The following is a 15,954-nucleotide window of genomic DNA, read 5'->3' as shown; positions in this document are numbered from 1 at the left end:
CGATGGTTCCATCTCCTGCCGGTGGTCGAGCTGTCGTTGCCGCAATTACAACAACAGGGCGCTCACATGAAACTCTCAATGCTCCTCGACTGGCGTCTGCACAGCATCGTGGCTGTTGCAGCCCTGATCTCAGAAGCCGTCGGCATCATCAAGATTCCTCTCGGGCCCGGTACGCTACTGCTTTTGCCACTGTTCTATGCCTTCATCATCGGGCTTCTGCTCAATCCGCACCTATTCTCGGCTACGTCACGTCTGGTGCCGGTGAAGCTGAGTACCGCCGCAGCCCCGGTCATTCTGCTATCGATCATGCCATTCATCGCTCGTTTCGGCTCCACGATCGGACCCGCCATCGAGCAGATTCTCAGTGCCGGTCCGGCGCTGATCCTGCAGGAACTGGGCAATCTGGGCACGATGCTGGTGGCCATGCCATTCGCAGTGCTGGTGCTGAAGATGGGGCGGGAGGCCATCGGCGCCACCTATTCCATCGCCCGTGAGCCCAATATTGCGATCATTTCCGACAGGTATGGTCTCAAGGGGCCGGAAGGTATCGGTGTCATGGGCGTCTATGTTGTGGGCACCATGTTCGGCACACTCTGGTTTGCGCTGATGGCAGGCTATCTGGCCACACTGGATATCTTTGATCCGCGCGCCCTGGCGATGGCCTGCGGGGTGGGCAGTGGCAGCATGGTGGCGGCCTGTTCTGGAGCCATTGCGGGTGCCTTGCCGGAGATGCGTGATGAGCTGTTGGCGTTCGCTGGCGCAAGCAATCTGCTGACCTATGCGACCGGCCTGTACATCTCGTTGTTCATCGCCTTGCCGATGGCCGAGCGTATTTTCAAGTGGTGTTCAGGGCGTCGGGAAGCGCGTTCTGTGGGCGCCAGGGCTACGGAACAACCGGATTTTGCCACCACGGTGAGTGACGAGGAACGTCCCGAACGTCATCTCGGTCAGACGGCAATCGTCATGGCGGTAGTCTGCGTGGTTGGCTGGGTCAGCAACACCATCAATGGTGGCTCCCTGATGATGGCTCTACCGGGAATGGTGATCCTTTATGCCATGACCATGCTGGGGCTGGTCATCACCCGCGTTGCTCCCTTCTACCTGCCGGGCGTCGCCTGGGTCTCACTGGTCAGTATTGTCGTGACCCTGCCGTGGTTCCCGGGTAATGCCTGGGTCGTCGAGCAATTACAGTCGGTAAGCTTCCTCGCCATTGTCACTCCGGTTCTGGCCTATGCCGGGCTGGCACTGTCACCGCGGGAGTTCACCATGTTCCGACAGGCCGGTTGGAAGCTGGTCATCGTGTCGCTGCTCGTGTTCACCGGCACCTTCATCGGCTCGGCTGTGGTTGCTCAGGCGCTTCTGTAACCCAGGCACTTCTGTAGCCCAGACATTTCTGTAACCCCGGCGCTTGTGTAACCAATGTGATTCCCAACAGGAAAAATGCTATGTCGACTATCACGCCGGATATTCTGCGCCAATGGCGCCATGAATTTCACCGTCATCCGGAAACCGCCTTCGAGGAGCAGCGTACCAGTGCTCGGATCGCCGAGATCCTCGATGCCCGAGGTATCGAAATGGTTACCGGGCTGGGCGGTGGTACTGGCGTGGTGGCCTGGGTCGATGGCTGTCGCGGCAGTGGCAGTGCCATCGGGCTCCGGGCCGATATCGATGCACTGGACGTGACGGAAGCCAATGCCTTCGCCCATGCCTCTCGGACACCGGGAAAGATGCATGCCTGTGGCCATGATGGGCATACCACCATGTTACTGGGGGCCGCCTGGGCGCTGGCCGACAACCCGGACTTCGCCGGCCGTGTCTATTTCATCTTTCAGCCGGCGGAGGAGAACGAGGGCGGCGGACGGGTCATGGTCGAGGAGGGCCTTTTCGAGCGCTTCCCCATGGAAGCCGTGTATGGCGTCCATAACTGGCCGGGTCTGGCCGTCGGCGAGGCCGCCGTGCACGAGACGGCGGTAATGGCAGCGTTCGACGTATTTACCGTGAAGCTATCGGGCTATGGGTGCCATGCCGCCATGCCTCACCTGGGCAAGGATGTGGTGCTGGCAGCATGCCAGTTGGTCAGCCAGCTTCAGGGCATTGTCAGTCGTGAGACGCCTGCGCATCAAACCGCCGTCCTGAGCGTGACGCAGTTCCATGCAGGGGATGCCTACAATGTCATGCCGGAAACCGTCGAACTGTGTGGCACTGTGAGGTGTTTCGACCCCGAGTTGCGCCACTATATCGAAGCACGTTTCCGTCAGGCGATTGCCTCGCTGGCGACCTTCCATGGCCTGGAGGCCAGCATCGACTATCAGTCGCGTTATCCGGCCACCTTCAATACGCCTGCTCATGCCAATCGCTGTGCTGAAGTACTGGAGGCGATGCCGGACATCCGCCAGGTGCACCGGGATATGCCACCTTCCATGGCATCGGAGGACTTCGCCTTCATGCTGCAGCAGTGCCCTGGCGCCTACATCTGGCTGGGGAATGGCAAGGACAGTGCTGCTCTGCATAACCCACATTACGATTTCAACGATGAGCTGACACCGCTCGGTGTGGCGTACTGGACCACGTTGGTGAGAACGCTACTCGGCTAGCGCTGTCTGCGCACCTTCCTTTTGAATGCAACCACTGTCTGGCCGTGCCTTCCTGGCATGGTCCAGTGCCTCCTTGCCTGCATTTCGGCACGAGGTCCTGTATCAGACAAGTACAGAGCAGGAGTTATCATGAAGATTGTAGTCATCGGTCTGGGCCACATGGGCGGCAATATGGCGCTCACTCTGCATGCCGCCGGATTCACGGTGCTGGGCACAGATGTTGCCGAGAGCGCTCGCCACAACGTGGCGTCTCGGGGACTCACAGTGATCTCCCCGGAAGTCCTGCCAGACGCTGACGTTTATCTGCTGTCGTTACCCACTTCGGCACATGTTCGGGAGGTGGTTGAGTCCTCTCCCGGGTTACTGCAACACGCCTCTGCAGGCAGTGTGATCATTGACACCTCGACCAGTGACCCGGTGGTCACTCGGGAGCTGGCTCGGAAGGTGGTCGAGGCTGGCCTTGAGTGGCTTGATGCGCCGGTGAGTGGTGGGCCGGCGGGGGCTGCAGCAGGGAGTCTCGGTATGTTGCTGGGGGGGGAGACGGCGACCATTGAACGTGTCGAACCCATGCTCAAGGCGATGTCGGCACGCTATACCCATGTGGGCGCAGCGGGTAGTGGGCATGTAGTCAAGCTGGCCAACAACTACCTATGCGCGGCACATCTACTGACGACAGCCGAAGCTGTTGCACTGGCACAGCGGGCTGGAGTGGCTCCGGAGGCCTGCCTGGCGGGCCTGAACAGCGGTTCTGGTCGCAGCGCCGTCAGTGAGGTCAACTTCTCCAGATGGATTCTTTCCGGCGCCTTTGATTCCGGCTTCACCACCGGCCTGATGCGCAAGGACCTTCGTCTTGCACGTGATGCCGCCATTGACCAGGGGCTGTCGCTGGATCTACTGAACAGTGTCGTCGAGAAGTGGCACGCGGATTCAGGTGCCTTGCCTGACGGTGCTGATTTCAACCATATCACTGATGCGATTCTGGGCCGTGCGTCAGCCAATGGTTCGCCATCAAGTCAGGAGGATACGTAATGAGCCTGCCCAACGATTCTTTCAGCAACTCGTTCAACAGCTCTTTTAGCGACTCTCCCACGAGCTCTCACAAGACCTCTCCCAGCAACCCTCTCAACGCCAGAGCAGTGGAGTGTATCAGCGAACTTCTGGCAACACTGGGAATGCAGGCAGAGGTGCCGCTCAGTAACTGGGTCGACGGGGAGCTGCTGGCGGGGCAGGGCGAAGTCATCGAACTGCTGGACCCGGTGACGGGCCTTCCGCTGGTGGCTTATCGTGACGCCGGTAGCGCGCTGGTTGAATCCGCGGTGGAAGCCGCGACTCGTGGTCAGCAGGAGTGGATGGCGCTGACAGCCAGCGAGCGGGGGCGACGCATGACGGCTGCCGCCGGGGCATTGCGTGGCCATGAGGAGACGCTGGCACGATTGGAGAGTGTTGTGGCGGGCAAGCCTGTTCGTGACTGTCGCGGCGAGGTCAACAAGGTCCGTGAGATGTTCGAGTACTATGCCGGCTGGTGCGACAAGCAACATGGCGAGGTAATTCCGGTGCCCACCTCGCATCTCAACTATGTGCGTCCTGTGCCCTATGGGGTCGTCGGCCAGATCACGCCCTGGAATGCTCCGATGTTCACTTGCGGCTGGCAGTTGGCGCCGGCGCTGGCAGCAGGCAATGGGGTAGTGCTCAAGCCTTCGGAAATGACCCCTTTCTCGTCGGTTGTGCTTGCCATGTTGCTGGAAAACGGCGGCTTGCCTCGTGGGTTGATCAATATCGTCAATGGAGTGGGTGCCACCACCGGGGCTGCACTGACCGGTCATGCCGGTATCAGCAAGTTGGTCTTCGTCGGTTCGCCGGAGAGTGGGCGACGTATTGCCCAGGCAGGCGCCGCGCGCCTTGTGCCGAGCGTGCTGGAGTTGGGCGGCAAGTCAGCCAACATTGTCTTTGCGGATGCCCGATTGGACGACGCTGTGGCTGGAGCCCAGGCTGCCATCTTCGCCGCCGCAGGCCAGAGCTGTGTCGCGGGTTCCCGATTATTGGTCCAGCGGGAAGTCCTGGATGTGGTCTGTGAGCGGCTGGCTCGAGCCGCGGGCGAGATCACGGTCGGCTTGCCTGACGATGATGCGACGTTGATGGGGCCAGTCCAGAATGCCAGGCAGTATCAGCACATCACTGCAATGCTCGAGGCCGCAAGGCAGCAGGGCGCACGAGTGTTGTGTGGTGGCAGTCGTCCGGACACTCTGCCGCAGGACGCCAGGGGCTACTATCTGGCGCCCACCGTCGTGGTCGATGTCACCCCGGATATGGCCATCGCACAGGAAGAAGTCTTCGGTCCAGTGGTAGTGGTCATGCCATTCGATACTGAGGAGGATGCCGTGCAGCTGGCCAATGCCACACGCTTTGGCCTGGCCGGGGCGGTATGGACGCAGGACCCGGCCCGCGCCCATCGGGTGGCCGCTCGGCTGCGTGCCGGTACGGTATGGATCAACAGCTACAAGGCGATCAATGTCATGTCGCCATTTGGCGGTTTCGGCGATAGTGGATTTGGTCGCTCCAGCGGTGTGGAGGGGCTCAAGGAATACACGGTGGCCCAGAGCGTGTGGGTGGAGACGGCGACGTCTGCCAGCGTGGCCATGGGCTATGGCAATGGCGTAGGCTGACCCGGCTGGGCTGGGCTGGGCTGGGCTGGGCTGGGCTGGGCTGGGCTGGGCTGGACTGGATTGAGTTGGGCTGGACTGGACTGGATTGAGTTGGGCTGGACTGGGCTGGATTGAGTTGGGCTGGACTGGGCTGGATTGAGTTGGGCTGGACTGGGCTGGATTGAGTTGGGCTGACGCAGGATCAGGAGTGTGTGGCGTTGGTGTCCACTTCCGTGCGTGAGTTGAAGGCGCGCATCCAGCGTTCCAGATGGCGCAGCAATTGCAGTCCGGCCCTGGGCATGCGCCGACCGACACGAGTGATAATATGTGCGTGGGCCTGGCGGAAGCGCTCGCAGTCAACATTACGGGCCACGAGTAGACCATCCTCCAGTTCCCTGGCCGCTGCGAAAGCAGGCAGCAGTGTCAGCGTCAGTTCGGAGCGGGCGGCATGCTTCAGCACGGACAGTGAATTGGTCTGCATGCTGACCTGGTGACGCAGCCCTGCCTCACGGAACCCATCATCGACCAATTGGCGCACTCCATGTCCGGTGCGCCACAGTGCCAACGGGTGCTCGCTGAGCACAGGCAGGGACAAGGCATCCTTCTCACCAGCCAGGCAGTGGGTCGGGGACATCAGTGCCACCAGTGGTTGGCGACTGGAATGCCAGAAGCGCAGCTTGGGGTGGATCCGCTCGTGGTACATCAACCCGATATGAGCCTCGTCCCCGACAACAGCATCAATGATTTCGCAGGTGCTGCCCGTATTCACGTCGAGGCGTACACCACGATAACTCTCGGTGAAGGTACGTAGTGGCGCATCGACCAGGTCGCCGACGAAGCCCTCTCCGACGGTCAGCGACAGATGGCCGGTCTCCAGGCGTTGATAGGCATCAAGCTCCTCACTGAACGTATCATCCAGCGCTGAGCGTTTACGGCAGTACTCCAGCAGCATCTCTCCGACGGCTGTCGGCACGACACCATTGCGCGATCGTTCCAGTAGTGGGGCACCAAGAGCAGCCTCGATCAACGTGAGCTGGCGACTGACAGCGGAAGGCGCTATATCGAGGCGTGCCGCGGCCTGGCGCACGGAGCCTGCCTCGATCGTCACTTGAAAATACACCAGTCGTTGGTGAGGGATATCCATTCCTGTTCTCTGAACTCCCGAGCGATGAGTGTGCTGGCCGATATCTCATTGCCGGCGCAGGTCTTGTTGTCATGATCATCCAGACGCAAACAGCTTCCAGTATATCCCGGTAACGGTCGGATCGTGGACTGGTCCGCGCAGGTGAGCACCATGACCTACAATCTGGGCGTATAACTTGGGCGTATAACTTGGGCGTATAACTTGGGGGAGCCCCGTTTGCTGCTCGCTGACATTGAAGCGGGTAGGCCATGGCGATTTGGTGGCTTGATACTATTAACATGGCAATCAAATAGCTCATCCTGATCGATTTGATTTTCGTCCGCACCACATTGGCGCAGATGCGCGGATCTGCTGGTGTGGTGCTTTCTCGCGTCGGCCTGATGGCCGACGGCGGCACGTCCCTGTGCCGCCATGAACCCAACATGAAAGCATGCCGGGTTCATAAGATGATGCAGTTCGGCCATGACGCAGTTCGGCGGAACTGGCTAGGCGTATCGCTGTCGGAGCGAATGAGTGGGATCATCAGGCTGATCATGGGGACATCTCAACGCGTCACTCCTCTTGCACCGGTGCAGGAGCAGCCCACAGCCGTTCGGTCACAGGGGAAGTCGCCAATGACGAGCAGAGAAACGCTAAACCGGAGTGTCAACCTGAAGGTTCTCGAGCAACTTGGCGACCCGGAGGGTGATGCCAATGCCGATTGGGTTGAGGGACGCGCTGACTGTGTGCTGTGGATGGATGGTGCTGCGCCCGTCAACTCCGGGGTGACGCGTAGTGGCTATCCCAGCGATGCCGCCTGGCTGGTACGCCGCTTCGCACAAGATTTCCTTGAGCGCCTGACACCTCATTGCGAGACTCAGGCGTTGGTCGCGGAGGTGCAGGGCGGCCTTGCAGAGGAATTCGCCGAACTCGGACAGCCTGGAGCGTGTGTAGTCGGGGGCCCTCCCTTTGCCTGCTTCGGGGCTGCACGGTTGATCGGCGAAACGCTTGAGCTTACCAATGCTGGTGATTGCGTGTTGCTCTATGAGGATTCCGCTGGGGAAGTGACCAGCTTTGGTTACAGCGCTGTCAGTGGCCTCGAGCAGCGAGCCATCGACTTCCTGATTGACTTCAAGATACGCACTGGAGCACCGCATACCGAGGCGCTTCAAGCAACCGTGCCTGTCATCTACGACAATGTGGCACAACGCAACCGTCTCTTCGGATACGATGTTGTCGAACCCATTGCTGGGCTGACAACTCAGTTGGAGCGGGTGTTGATGCCCGCCCGGAATGGCCAGCGTCTGTTGGCCATGAGTGACGGCTTCTTCCGCGCCGTTGATACCTACCGGCTGTTTTCCCGTGAAGAGCTATTCGAGATCGCTTTCCGAGATGGGCTCCGCGAAATTCTTGCCGCCCTGCGGAACGCTGAGGAGCAGGACCCCGAGGCTCAGGCCTACCCTCGACTCAAGTTGCGTGATGACGCCACGGCCATCGCTTTCATGGTAGAGGGTCAGTCGATCCCTCAAGGCCCGACAGGGTTACGGTAAGCGCAAATGCAACTGAAGTAGGCGGGCAATGAGCTGCGAGTCATGAGCAGAGGCGTGCTCATGACTCGTGTGCCTTGGCTGGCGGGTTCAGTGTTGGGATACAGCGGCCTTTGCTCTAGCACGCTTGCGCAGCGGGACGATGATGGCGGCGATCAACAATATGACCGAGATCACCAGCAACGTGGCGCTGATCGGGCGATCCATCAGGATCGAGAGATCCCCCTGAGACATGGCGAGAGTGCGGCGTAGCTCACTTTCGGCGATGGGGCCCAGTACCAGTCCGAGGATGATCGAGACGGTCGGGAAGTTGATCTTCTCCAGCAGGTAACCGATCACACCGAAGCCCAGCATCAGCCACACGTCGAACATCGAGTTGCTCACCGAATAGGTGCCGACGATACAACACATGATGATGATGGGGCCGAGTACCGAGTAGGGTACGTTCAGCAGTCGGGTAAAGAGCGCAATGAACGGCTTGGAGAAAGCCAGAATCATGAAGTTGACGACGAACAGTCCGGCAAATACGGCGTAGATCAGGTCGGCACTACTGACCATGAACAGTGGGCCGGGCTGCAGGCCATGCATGATGAAGGCGCCGAGAATGATGGCCGTGGTGCCACTGCCGGGAATGCCCAGCGCGAACAGCGGTACCAGCGCTCCCATGGCGGCAGCATTGTTGGCCGACTCCGGAGCGGCGATACCTTCGGGGGCTCCCTTGCCGAACTGTTCCGGATGCTTCGACCAGCGCACCGTCTCGCTGTAGCTGACCATGGCGGCAGTACTGGCACCGATACCGGGCAGGATGCCGATGATCACGCCAAGCAGTGAGGAACGTGACAGGGTCACACCAATACGCCGCAGAATCGGCATGTCGAAGATCTTGACCTTGACGCGGGTCAGCGGTTGGTGAGCTTCTCCCCCCAGGGAGCGCTTCATGACTTCGGAGACGGCAAACAGACCGACAATGACCGGAATCAGGCCGATACCTTCGGAAAGGTTGAGGTTGTTGAAGGTATAGCGGCTGACGCCGGTCAGCGGGTCGATACCGACGGTGGCAATGAACAGCCCCATGGCGGCGCCGATCAGTCCCAGAATCAGGCGTCCGCCCAGCGAGGACACCACCGTCAGGCCGAGAATGGCCAACGCGAAGTATTCCGGAGATGAGAATTTCAGTGCCACCGACGCCAGCAATGGCGTGCAGACGATCAGCGCAATGGTGCCCACGAGGCCCCCGATGGCCGAGCTCAGGATGCCGATGCCCAGGGCCTTGCCGGCCTCTCCCTGCTGGGTCATGGGGTAGCCATCGAACGAGGTCATGACCGCCTCGGGAGTGCCGGGCGCACGATAGAGAATGGCGGTGATCAACCCCGAGAAGACCGTCGAGCCATAGATGGCGGTGAGCAGCATGAAGGCCTGGGTCGGCTCCATGCCGTAGGTGACCGGCAGCAGGATCACCACCAGGATCACGCCGCTGATGCCGGGTAGAGCGCCGCCGATGAATCCGATGAAGACCGCGGAGGTCAGGATCAGCAGGTTAATGGGCTCGAAGACCACGGCCAGCCCACTGAGAAAACTATCCAGCATTGTCAGCTCCTCGACAACGGTTGGTTCTTCAACAAGAGAGAGTGGGCTGCCTCAGGGCAGCGGGATGCCCAGCAGAAAGACGAATACGCCCTGGATCAACACCACGGCGATGGCGACGGTGGCGAGAATCAGCCCCCAGTGGCGAGCACCCAGCAACCAGCTCATCGCCAGTGCAAAGGCCACCGTTGATGGCAGGAAGCCCAGGGTCTGCATCAACAGCGTGTAGATCACCGTCATGGCGATGAGATACCAGTGGCGATTGGCGGCGATGGACCACCGGTTGCCAGCCGCTTGCGCCGACTCGATGGGCTTGTCGTTCGATTCGCTGGGCATACTACTATCGGCTTCCTTGCGGGCCTGTTTGCGGGTATCCACCAGCAGAAATGCGCCGAAGGCCATCAGTGCGACCACCAGGCTCAGCGGCCATAACCGTGGCCCGACAAGAGTGGATACCTCCTTTGAACCGGGGAGCTGCAGGGTAGGAATCAGCGCCGCCGCAGCGACAATCATGACGACGGCGGCAAAGAGCGTGAGTTTGGTATTCATGAGGGTTGACCTGGCCGGTGGCGAGGGAGGTCGGCGATGACCTCTGAGGGGCGGAGCGAAGCCCAAGTGGCTCCACTCCGTGTACTCAGGCTACTAACTGTTCTCGAGCAGACGCTTGTACAGCTCGTAGTTCTCCTCGAGTTTCTGGCGGTAGTCTTCACTGCCCAGCCAGCCCTCGCGGTAGTGAAGATTCACTTTTTCCTCATATTGCTGATACTGCTCGGAGTCATAGACTTCCTTGAGGGCAGTTTCGAGTCTGTCGACGATGGCATCAGGTGTCTCGGCATTGACGAAGATGCCGCGCTCATTGCCGTCGGTCAGGTCCCAGCCGTTCTCCACGGTGGTGGGTATGTCCGGGAAGTTGGGCAGACGCTCCTCAGCGAACACCAGAATCGGCATCATCTCGCCGGATTCCATATAGCTCAGCACCGAGCTGATTTCACCGAACAAACCATCGATGTTGCCACCCATGACGTTGGCGGCCACGCTGCCTTCCTCGTCATAGGGAATGAAGTTCATGTCCAGGCCCGAGGCATCGCGTAATGACAGGAAGGCCATGCGATCCGGGCTGGCTGCGTGGGTGCCGCCGATAATGACGTCGCCGGGGTTTTCCTCGACGTGGGCCTTGAAGGCATCGAAGTCGGCATACTTCTCGGGGTCGACGATCAGCGTCATGACATCGGACTGCATGCGCGCTACCGGTGTCAGCTGGTCAAGGCCGGTGGGATTCTGGCCGGCGGCCAATGAGGTCACCAGCGTCGAGGAAGCGAAATCCAGGGTATGGCCGTCCGGGTCACTGTTGGCGGTGCGCTGATGAGCGAGGGCGCCGGATGCAGAAGGCAGGTTGATCACGGTGACACGAGTGTCGAGTGCTTCCTCGAGCATCGGTTTCACGGTGCGTGCGAAGTTGTCTGTGCCGCCTCCCGCACCTGCTGCGACGAGGAACTGCAGCGGTCCGGACGGAAAGTCGGCCGCCTCTTCGGCCATGGCGGCAGCACCCCAGACCAGGGCCAGGCCAGCAGAGCCGGCAAGGAGGTAGGACTTGAGGTGAGGCTTGACGTTGCGCGTATCGAACATGGTGAGTGCTCCGGTAGTCTTGTTGTCGTAGTCAGACTTGTTGTGATCGGATCTGTTGTGGTTGTTGGCTGGTCTGGTGGTGCTTGAGGTTGCTGGAAAACGGCAGGCTCAGGCGCTGGCAGGCGCAACCGTGCCGTGGAAAAGCTCGTCCTGCGCATGTCGCAGGCGCTTCAGATGGGAGTCCGGAAGTGCCACGTCAGCCAGAGTGATCAGCTGTCCGGCACGGACCGAGCGCAGGACCTCTGCGCCGGGCAGAAGATAGAAGGGGACCGCAGCATCGCCGACCAGCGGTGCGCTCGGGTGTACCTCCGGTTGCAGGCCCTGGATGTGACGGTGGTGGCCGCGCATTTCCAACGGTTGTCCGGCTGTCAGATCGGTTGTGGCGCGAGCGACGAGGTCAACATGGGGCTGGGTGTGTTGGCCACCGCCGGATGGCAGTTGCTTGAGCACCGCATCGAGTAGTGATATCGGTGCCTCGAGGCCCAACAGGTGGCGCGGCAGATAGACCATGGCGCTCTGGCCCGAGCGGCTCAGCACATGTCCCTTGCCGCGCAGCAGTTGCCAGTCGTCGGCATCGACACAGCGCAGGATGACAAACACACCGCCGGCGAAGCTCAACTCGTCGGGGCGGCGCAGGCAGTTGAAGACTTCCAGTCGAGCGTGGCCCGCGAGTACACCGCCCCGAGCTTCGCTGTCGAGCAGCGTCGGTACTTCATGGTTGCGTAGTACCAGTGCGTGGAACTCCGGGCGGTCAGGCAGCAATCCGGTGGCGTTGGCCACGTTGGTCATCTCGCACAGGTCCGGGGCGGAAATCTGCGGAATGTCGGCAAGGTGGTGTCCACGAGCCAGGGCGGTGGTGCGCTGGTCATCCTCCGGAAGGTCCCACAGCGCCGCCATGCCGGGAGCTGGGTTGACCTGCCCGTTGCATACAATGCTCTGCTGGTCCTGGTGCCAGATGAAGTCGTACTCGCTGCTCTTGCCGGCGGCGATGATCTCGAAACCCAGCGTCTGGGCCCAACTGATCAGCCCGATCAGCAGGGCAGGTTGGTCACCATCCAGTGGGGTGAAGATCCGTCCGTGCTGTTGAGCCAGCCGAGTCAGCCATGGACCCACCACGGACTCGGTTTCCTTGGTGGCGATACCGACATGCTTGCCGGCCAGAATAGCGGTCTCTGAATGGAGAGCTCCCACCTCTGGTATACCAGTCGACTCCACCAGGATGTCGAAAGGTAGATCAATGACGTCGTCCAATGATCCTGAAGCGATGAAAAGCCCTTTCTGCCAAGCTATTAATGCCTCTTCAGAAGTATGGCATACCATTATCTGATCTTCGGCAATGCCGCAGGAGCGTAGCGCCTGAGCGGCTCCATTGGCGGTGACATCGACGGCGATACGTGCAGAAAGGCCGGGCATCTGCAGCGCCTGGCGCAGTAGACCACGGCCAAAATCTCCGGCTCCCGCGACACAGGCCTCGACAACCTGAGATGAATCAAAGTGATGTAGGTAGTTCATTGGCAGGTTTGTCTCCACAGAAAACGCGATGGGTGCACCGCCTGTCGGGCTGTTCAGGTGCCTTCAAGAGATGTCGTGTCTGTGGGAGAAATGTAGTGGTATACCATTTTTGCCGTCAATGACTTCGGGCTGAGACTTTCGTCCAGGGCGCAATGTGGCTGCTGGCAACTCAATGAATCCAATGGATAAGAAGAAGGGAGCATGTACGCCGAGCAATTGAATTTCTCTATAATGGTATGCCATTATCGGTACATAACAGCTGGAGGTAGCCATCTGGATGGAAGACGAACAGCAGCCAGGGCGTTCAGGGTTGGTGGAAAAGGTCGCCAACTATCTGCGCGAACATATCGTGATGGACCACTTCCAGCCCGGCCAGCGTCTACCCGAGAGGACGCTGGCCGAGGAACTGCAGGTGTCGCGTACCCCGATGCGCGAAGCCTTGAAGATTCTCGCCACGGAAGGGTTGGTCGTGTTGTTGCCTCATCGAGGCGCGGTGGTGGCGGATGTCAGTCCCCGCGACATGCAGGAAAAGGCGCATGTGTTGAGTGTGCTGGAGCAGGCGGCAGCCGAGCTGGCCTGCGTCAATGCCTCGGATGACGATATCGCCGAGCTGCAGGCCATGCACTACGAGATGAAGGCGGCGTTTCTGCGCCGTGACCGCCAGAACTACTTCCGCCTCAATCAGGACATCCACAACCGCATCGTGGCGTTGTCGGGCAACGCCTCCCTGATCGAGATTCATGCCAACCTCAGTCGTCAGCTGTATCGCGTGCGTTATCTATCCAATGAGCGGACCGATAAGTGGCAGGTGGCAATGATCGAGCACGAGGCCGTCATGGCGGCGCTGGCCGCGCGTGATGCCGAGCGAATGGGGCGCGAGTTGCGCAATCACCTCGGCAAGACCTGGATGAAGTACGCCAATGGCGAGGCTGAGGTGATCGTGGAGCAGGGGAAGCGGGAAGACAGCGATCAGCCTGGAGTCTGACTGGCGGCCGTACCTGTGTCATTCACGGAGTGCTGTTCGCAAGATGCTGTTTACAAGGTGCCAGTCACAAGGAGCTATTCACAAAGTGCTATTCACGAAAGAGGCCGGAGCAGATTGCCCCGGCCTCTTTTCATGCAGTGACCCTGCCTCGAGGGTTACTGGTTCTTGATGGCATATTGCCAGCTGGGTCCCAGTAGAGAGAAGTCGAGCAGGATCTCAGCGGCTTCCTCAACTTCGGCGTGATCCACCGGTTGATCCTCTTCGCTCTCATCAGGTTGTGCGGTGTCTCCACTTTCCTCGCCGCTACTGCGGGCATCGGTCCAGTCTTCCAGAAGTTCCAGTCCCAGTGCCTCGCGTCTGGCGTTTTCCAGTGCCAGCATCTCCTCATCCCGAGTGTCGGCCTCCTGCTGGCGCTGCTCACGATTCAGACTGATGCTGGTGTGCTGCTCGCGCATGCGAGTGGCCAGTTCGGCACGTTCTTCCAGGTAATGGAAGTTGGGATGTTCATCGGCACGTTCCCGGTGGCGTTCACGCAGTTCCTTGAGGTACTGGCGCGGTGTGCCGTAGCTGCGATACTGGACTTCGCTGACGGTATCCCAGGGCAGGGCATTGTCCAGTGAGCTTTCACCGATGATCTCGGGATCGATCAGGCTGGGGAACTGGACATCCGGCTTGACCCCGCGGTTCTGGGTGCTTTCGCCGGAAATGCGATAGAACTTGGCGCGGGTCAGCTTGATCTGTCCGTAGTTCAGGTCGCTGAGTGTCTGTACTGTGCCCTTGCCGAAGGTGTTGGAGCCGACAATCAGGCCGCGGCCATAGTCCTGGATAGCGCCGGCGAAGATTTCCGAGGCTGAAGCCGACAGGCGATTGACCAGTACTGCCAGCGGGCCGTCATACAGTGAGCCGCTATCGGTGTCGCCGTACAGGCTGATGCGTCCGCGGGCATCACGCACCTGGACGGTGGGGCCGCGATCGATGAACAGGCCGATCATCGAGTTGGCTTCCTGCAGGGCGCCGCCGCCATTGTTGCGCAGGTCGAGTACGATGCCCTCGACGTTCTCGGCCTTCAGCTTCTCGATTTCCGCAGCGACGTCGCGAGTGGTGCTGCGGTAGTCGGCTTCGCCGGCCTGCCAGGCGTCGAAGTCGACGTAGAAGGCCGGTACCGTGATCATGCCGATGCGATGGGTGCCATCATCGCGTTCAACCTCGATGACCTCGCTGCTGGCGGCCTGATCCTCCAGCTTGACGGTGTCTCGAGTGATGTCGATGACGGTGGAGCGAGTCATGTCGACGGCTTCACCGGGCACGATTTCAAGGTTAACCACGGACCCCTTGGGGCCGCGGATCAGGTCGACTACATCGTCCAGACGCATACCGACCACATTGACCATGTCCTCGCCTTCCTGGCCGACGGCAATGATGCGGTCAGCCGGCTTGAGTGCACCGTCCTTCTCGGCAGGGCCGCCGGGCACCAGGCTGGCAACTTTCACGTACTCACCATCGGCCTGCAGCAGGGCACCGATGCCCTCGAGGGACAGGCGCATCTGGATGTCGAAGGATTCGCTCTGCCGAGGGGATAGATATTCGGTATGCGGGTCGATGGTGCCGGTGACACCGGCCATGAGGATGGTGAAGATATCGTCGGCATTGGTCTGCTCGACACGATGACGCTGGGTCTCGTAACGGTCGCGCAGTGTGTCGATGACTTCCTCATCCTCCTGGCCGCTGATCGACAGTGTCAGTGCCGCATCGGCCAGACGTTTCTGCCAGAGAGTGTCGAGTTCCTGCTCGCTGGTCGCCCAGGGAGCATCCTCGCGATCCAGCTCCAGTCGCTCATCACTGTCGAAGCTCATGTCCAGTTGATCGAGTTCTTCGATCAACCAGTCGAGGCGAGCGGTGACGCGTTGCTGATACAGGTCATAGAGTTCGTAGGTTCTTTCCAGTTCGCCATCCAGAATGGCGTCATCCATTGTCATGCTGAGGTCGGCAAACTGGTCGACGTCACTCTGCAGCAGGTAGGCGCGCTGGCCGTCAAGGATGTCGAGATAACGCTGGAAGGCGCGAGTGGACCACTGGTCGTCAAGCCTCACATCGGCGTAGTGGCCGTAGCGTAATGATTCGGCCACCTCCATGGCCGCCTGGCGCTGGTCATCCCCGGGCGAGGGAATAGCCAGTGCTGTTGGGGCCGCTAGCAGCAGGGACAGCGATAGCGCGCGACCCACAGACTCAAACAGGCTCATCAATGAAGCACTCCAGGATTGGTGTACACTCGTCGGTCTGACACCGACACAGTCGGCGGGTTCGTGAGAACTGGCTGATCTGTTCGCAGGAACAGCCGGTA

12 protein-coding genes are annotated in these 15,954 nt (G+C 60.3%); 6 read left to right on the top strand and 6 right to left on the bottom strand.

The window, feature by feature from the left end; all coding sequences use genetic code 11:
* Positions 1 to 66: 66 nt before the first annotated feature.
* The 4 genes from BUE38_RS14075 to BUE38_RS14060 all read left to right on the top strand — a co-directional run bounded on the left by BUE38_RS14075 (position 67) and on the right by BUE38_RS14060 (position 5,257).
* Positions 67 to 1,365, top strand: a complete 1,299-nt coding sequence (locus BUE38_RS14075) for a DUF3100 domain-containing protein (protein WP_073435841.1) — start codon at positions 67 to 69, stop codon at positions 1,363 to 1,365.
* Between the two features lie 80 nt (positions 1,366 to 1,445).
* The gene (locus BUE38_RS14070; RefSeq protein WP_073435840.1) at positions 1,446 to 2,594 is read left to right on the top strand and encodes a M20 aminoacylase family protein; all 1,149 of its coding nucleotides are present in this window, start codon (positions 1,446 to 1,448) and stop codon (positions 2,592 to 2,594) included.
* Between the two features lie 129 nt (positions 2,595 to 2,723).
* Positions 2,724 to 3,623 (top strand): NAD(P)-dependent oxidoreductase, encoded by a 900-nt coding sequence (locus tag BUE38_RS14065; RefSeq protein ID WP_073435839.1) that lies wholly within the window; start codon positions 2,724 to 2,726, stop codon positions 3,621 to 3,623.
* A gap of 143 nt (positions 3,624 to 3,766) precedes the next feature.
* Entirely contained in the window at positions 3,767 to 5,257 is a 1,491-nt protein-coding gene (locus tag BUE38_RS14060) for an aldehyde dehydrogenase family protein (protein WP_073435911.1), read from the top strand.
* Positions 5,258 to 5,438: 181 nt separating this feature from the next.
* Here BUE38_RS14060 and BUE38_RS14055 read toward each other — a convergent pair whose 3' ends face one another.
* Positions 5,439 to 6,380, bottom strand: a complete 942-nt coding sequence (locus BUE38_RS14055) for a LysR family transcriptional regulator (protein ID WP_073435838.1) — start codon at positions 6,378 to 6,380, stop codon at positions 5,439 to 5,441.
* Positions 6,381 to 6,994: 614 nt separating this feature from the next.
* Between BUE38_RS14055 and BUE38_RS14050 the strand changes: the two genes are divergently transcribed.
* Entirely contained in the window at positions 6,995 to 7,909 is a 915-nt protein-coding gene (locus BUE38_RS14050; RefSeq protein ID WP_073435837.1) for a hypothetical protein, read from the top strand.
* An 87-nt stretch (positions 7,910 to 7,996) separates the two neighbouring features.
* Here BUE38_RS14050 and BUE38_RS14045 read toward each other — a convergent pair whose 3' ends face one another.
* The 4 genes from BUE38_RS14045 to BUE38_RS14030 form a co-directional block, all read right to left on the bottom strand.
* Entirely contained in the window at positions 7,997 to 9,493 is a 1,497-nt protein-coding gene (locus tag BUE38_RS14045; RefSeq protein WP_073435836.1) for a tripartite tricarboxylate transporter permease, read from the bottom strand.
* 51 nt (positions 9,494 to 9,544) lie between these two features.
* On the bottom strand, positions 9,545 to 10,039 hold the full coding sequence (locus tag BUE38_RS14040) for a tripartite tricarboxylate transporter TctB family protein (protein ID WP_073435835.1): 495 nt from the start codon (positions 10,037 to 10,039) through the stop codon (positions 9,545 to 9,547).
* A 93-nt stretch (positions 10,040 to 10,132) separates the two neighbouring features.
* Positions 10,133 to 11,116 (bottom strand): Bug family tripartite tricarboxylate transporter substrate binding protein, encoded by a 984-nt coding sequence (locus tag BUE38_RS14035; RefSeq protein ID WP_073435834.1) that lies wholly within the window; start codon positions 11,114 to 11,116, stop codon positions 10,133 to 10,135.
* Between the two features lie 108 nt (positions 11,117 to 11,224).
* Positions 11,225 to 12,628: a flagellar biosynthesis protein FlgA gene (locus BUE38_RS14030; RefSeq protein ID WP_073435833.1), complete on the bottom strand. Its 1,404-nt coding sequence runs from the start codon at positions 12,626 to 12,628 to the stop codon at positions 11,225 to 11,227.
* Positions 12,629 to 12,905: 277 nt separating this feature from the next.
* Between BUE38_RS14030 and BUE38_RS14025 the strand changes: the two genes are divergently transcribed.
* The gene (locus BUE38_RS14025; RefSeq protein ID WP_073435832.1) at positions 12,906 to 13,613 is read left to right on the top strand and encodes a GntR family transcriptional regulator; all 708 of its coding nucleotides are present in this window, start codon (positions 12,906 to 12,908) and stop codon (positions 13,611 to 13,613) included.
* A 155-nt stretch (positions 13,614 to 13,768) separates the two neighbouring features.
* Here the strand turns inward: BUE38_RS14025 and BUE38_RS14020 are convergent, their stop codons facing one another.
* Complete coding sequence (locus BUE38_RS14020) at positions 13,769 to 15,853, bottom strand: carboxy terminal-processing peptidase (RefSeq protein ID WP_073435831.1); 2,085 nt, start codon at positions 15,851 to 15,853, stop codon at positions 13,769 to 13,771.
* Between the last annotated feature and the right edge of the window lie 101 nt (positions 15,854 to 15,954).

Source organism: Halomonas cupida, assembly GCF_900142755.1.
Lineage (GTDB): Bacteria > Pseudomonadota > Gammaproteobacteria > Pseudomonadales > Halomonadaceae > Halomonas > Halomonas cupida.
Note: the sequence above shows the minus strand (reverse complement) of the source record. Positions and strands in the feature narration are given on the sequence as shown.

Coding starts and splice junctions, on each gene's coding strand:
- BUE38_RS14075 (WP_073435841.1), top strand. CDS start 67: ATGAAACTCTCAATGCTCCTCGACTGGCGTCTGCACAGCATCGTGGCT.
- BUE38_RS14070 (WP_073435840.1), top strand. CDS start 1,446: ATGTCGACTATCACGCCGGATATTCTGCGCCAATGGCGCCATGAATTT.
- BUE38_RS14065 (WP_073435839.1), top strand. CDS start 2,724: ATGAAGATTGTAGTCATCGGTCTGGGCCACATGGGCGGCAATATGGCG.
- BUE38_RS14060 (WP_073435911.1), top strand. CDS start 3,767: ATGCAGGCAGAGGTGCCGCTCAGTAACTGGGTCGACGGGGAGCTGCTG.
- BUE38_RS14055 (WP_073435838.1), bottom strand. CDS start 6,380: ATGGATATCCCTCACCAACGACTGGTGTATTTTCAAGTGACGATCGAG.
- BUE38_RS14050 (WP_073435837.1), top strand. CDS start 6,995: ATGACGAGCAGAGAAACGCTAAACCGGAGTGTCAACCTGAAGGTTCTC.
- BUE38_RS14045 (WP_073435836.1), bottom strand. CDS start 9,493: ATGCTGGATAGTTTTCTCAGTGGGCTGGCCGTGGTCTTCGAGCCCATT.
- BUE38_RS14040 (WP_073435835.1), bottom strand. CDS start 10,039: ATGAATACCAAACTCACGCTCTTTGCCGCCGTCGTCATGATTGTCGCT.
- BUE38_RS14035 (WP_073435834.1), bottom strand. CDS start 11,116: ATGTTCGATACGCGCAACGTCAAGCCTCACCTCAAGTCCTACCTCCTT.
- BUE38_RS14030 (WP_073435833.1), bottom strand. CDS start 12,628: ATGAACTACCTACATCACTTTGATTCATCTCAGGTTGTCGAGGCCTGT.
- BUE38_RS14025 (WP_073435832.1), top strand. CDS start 12,906: ATGGAAGACGAACAGCAGCCAGGGCGTTCAGGGTTGGTGGAAAAGGTC.
- BUE38_RS14020 (WP_073435831.1), bottom strand. CDS start 15,853: ATGAGCCTGTTTGAGTCTGTGGGTCGCGCGCTATCGCTGTCCCTGCTG.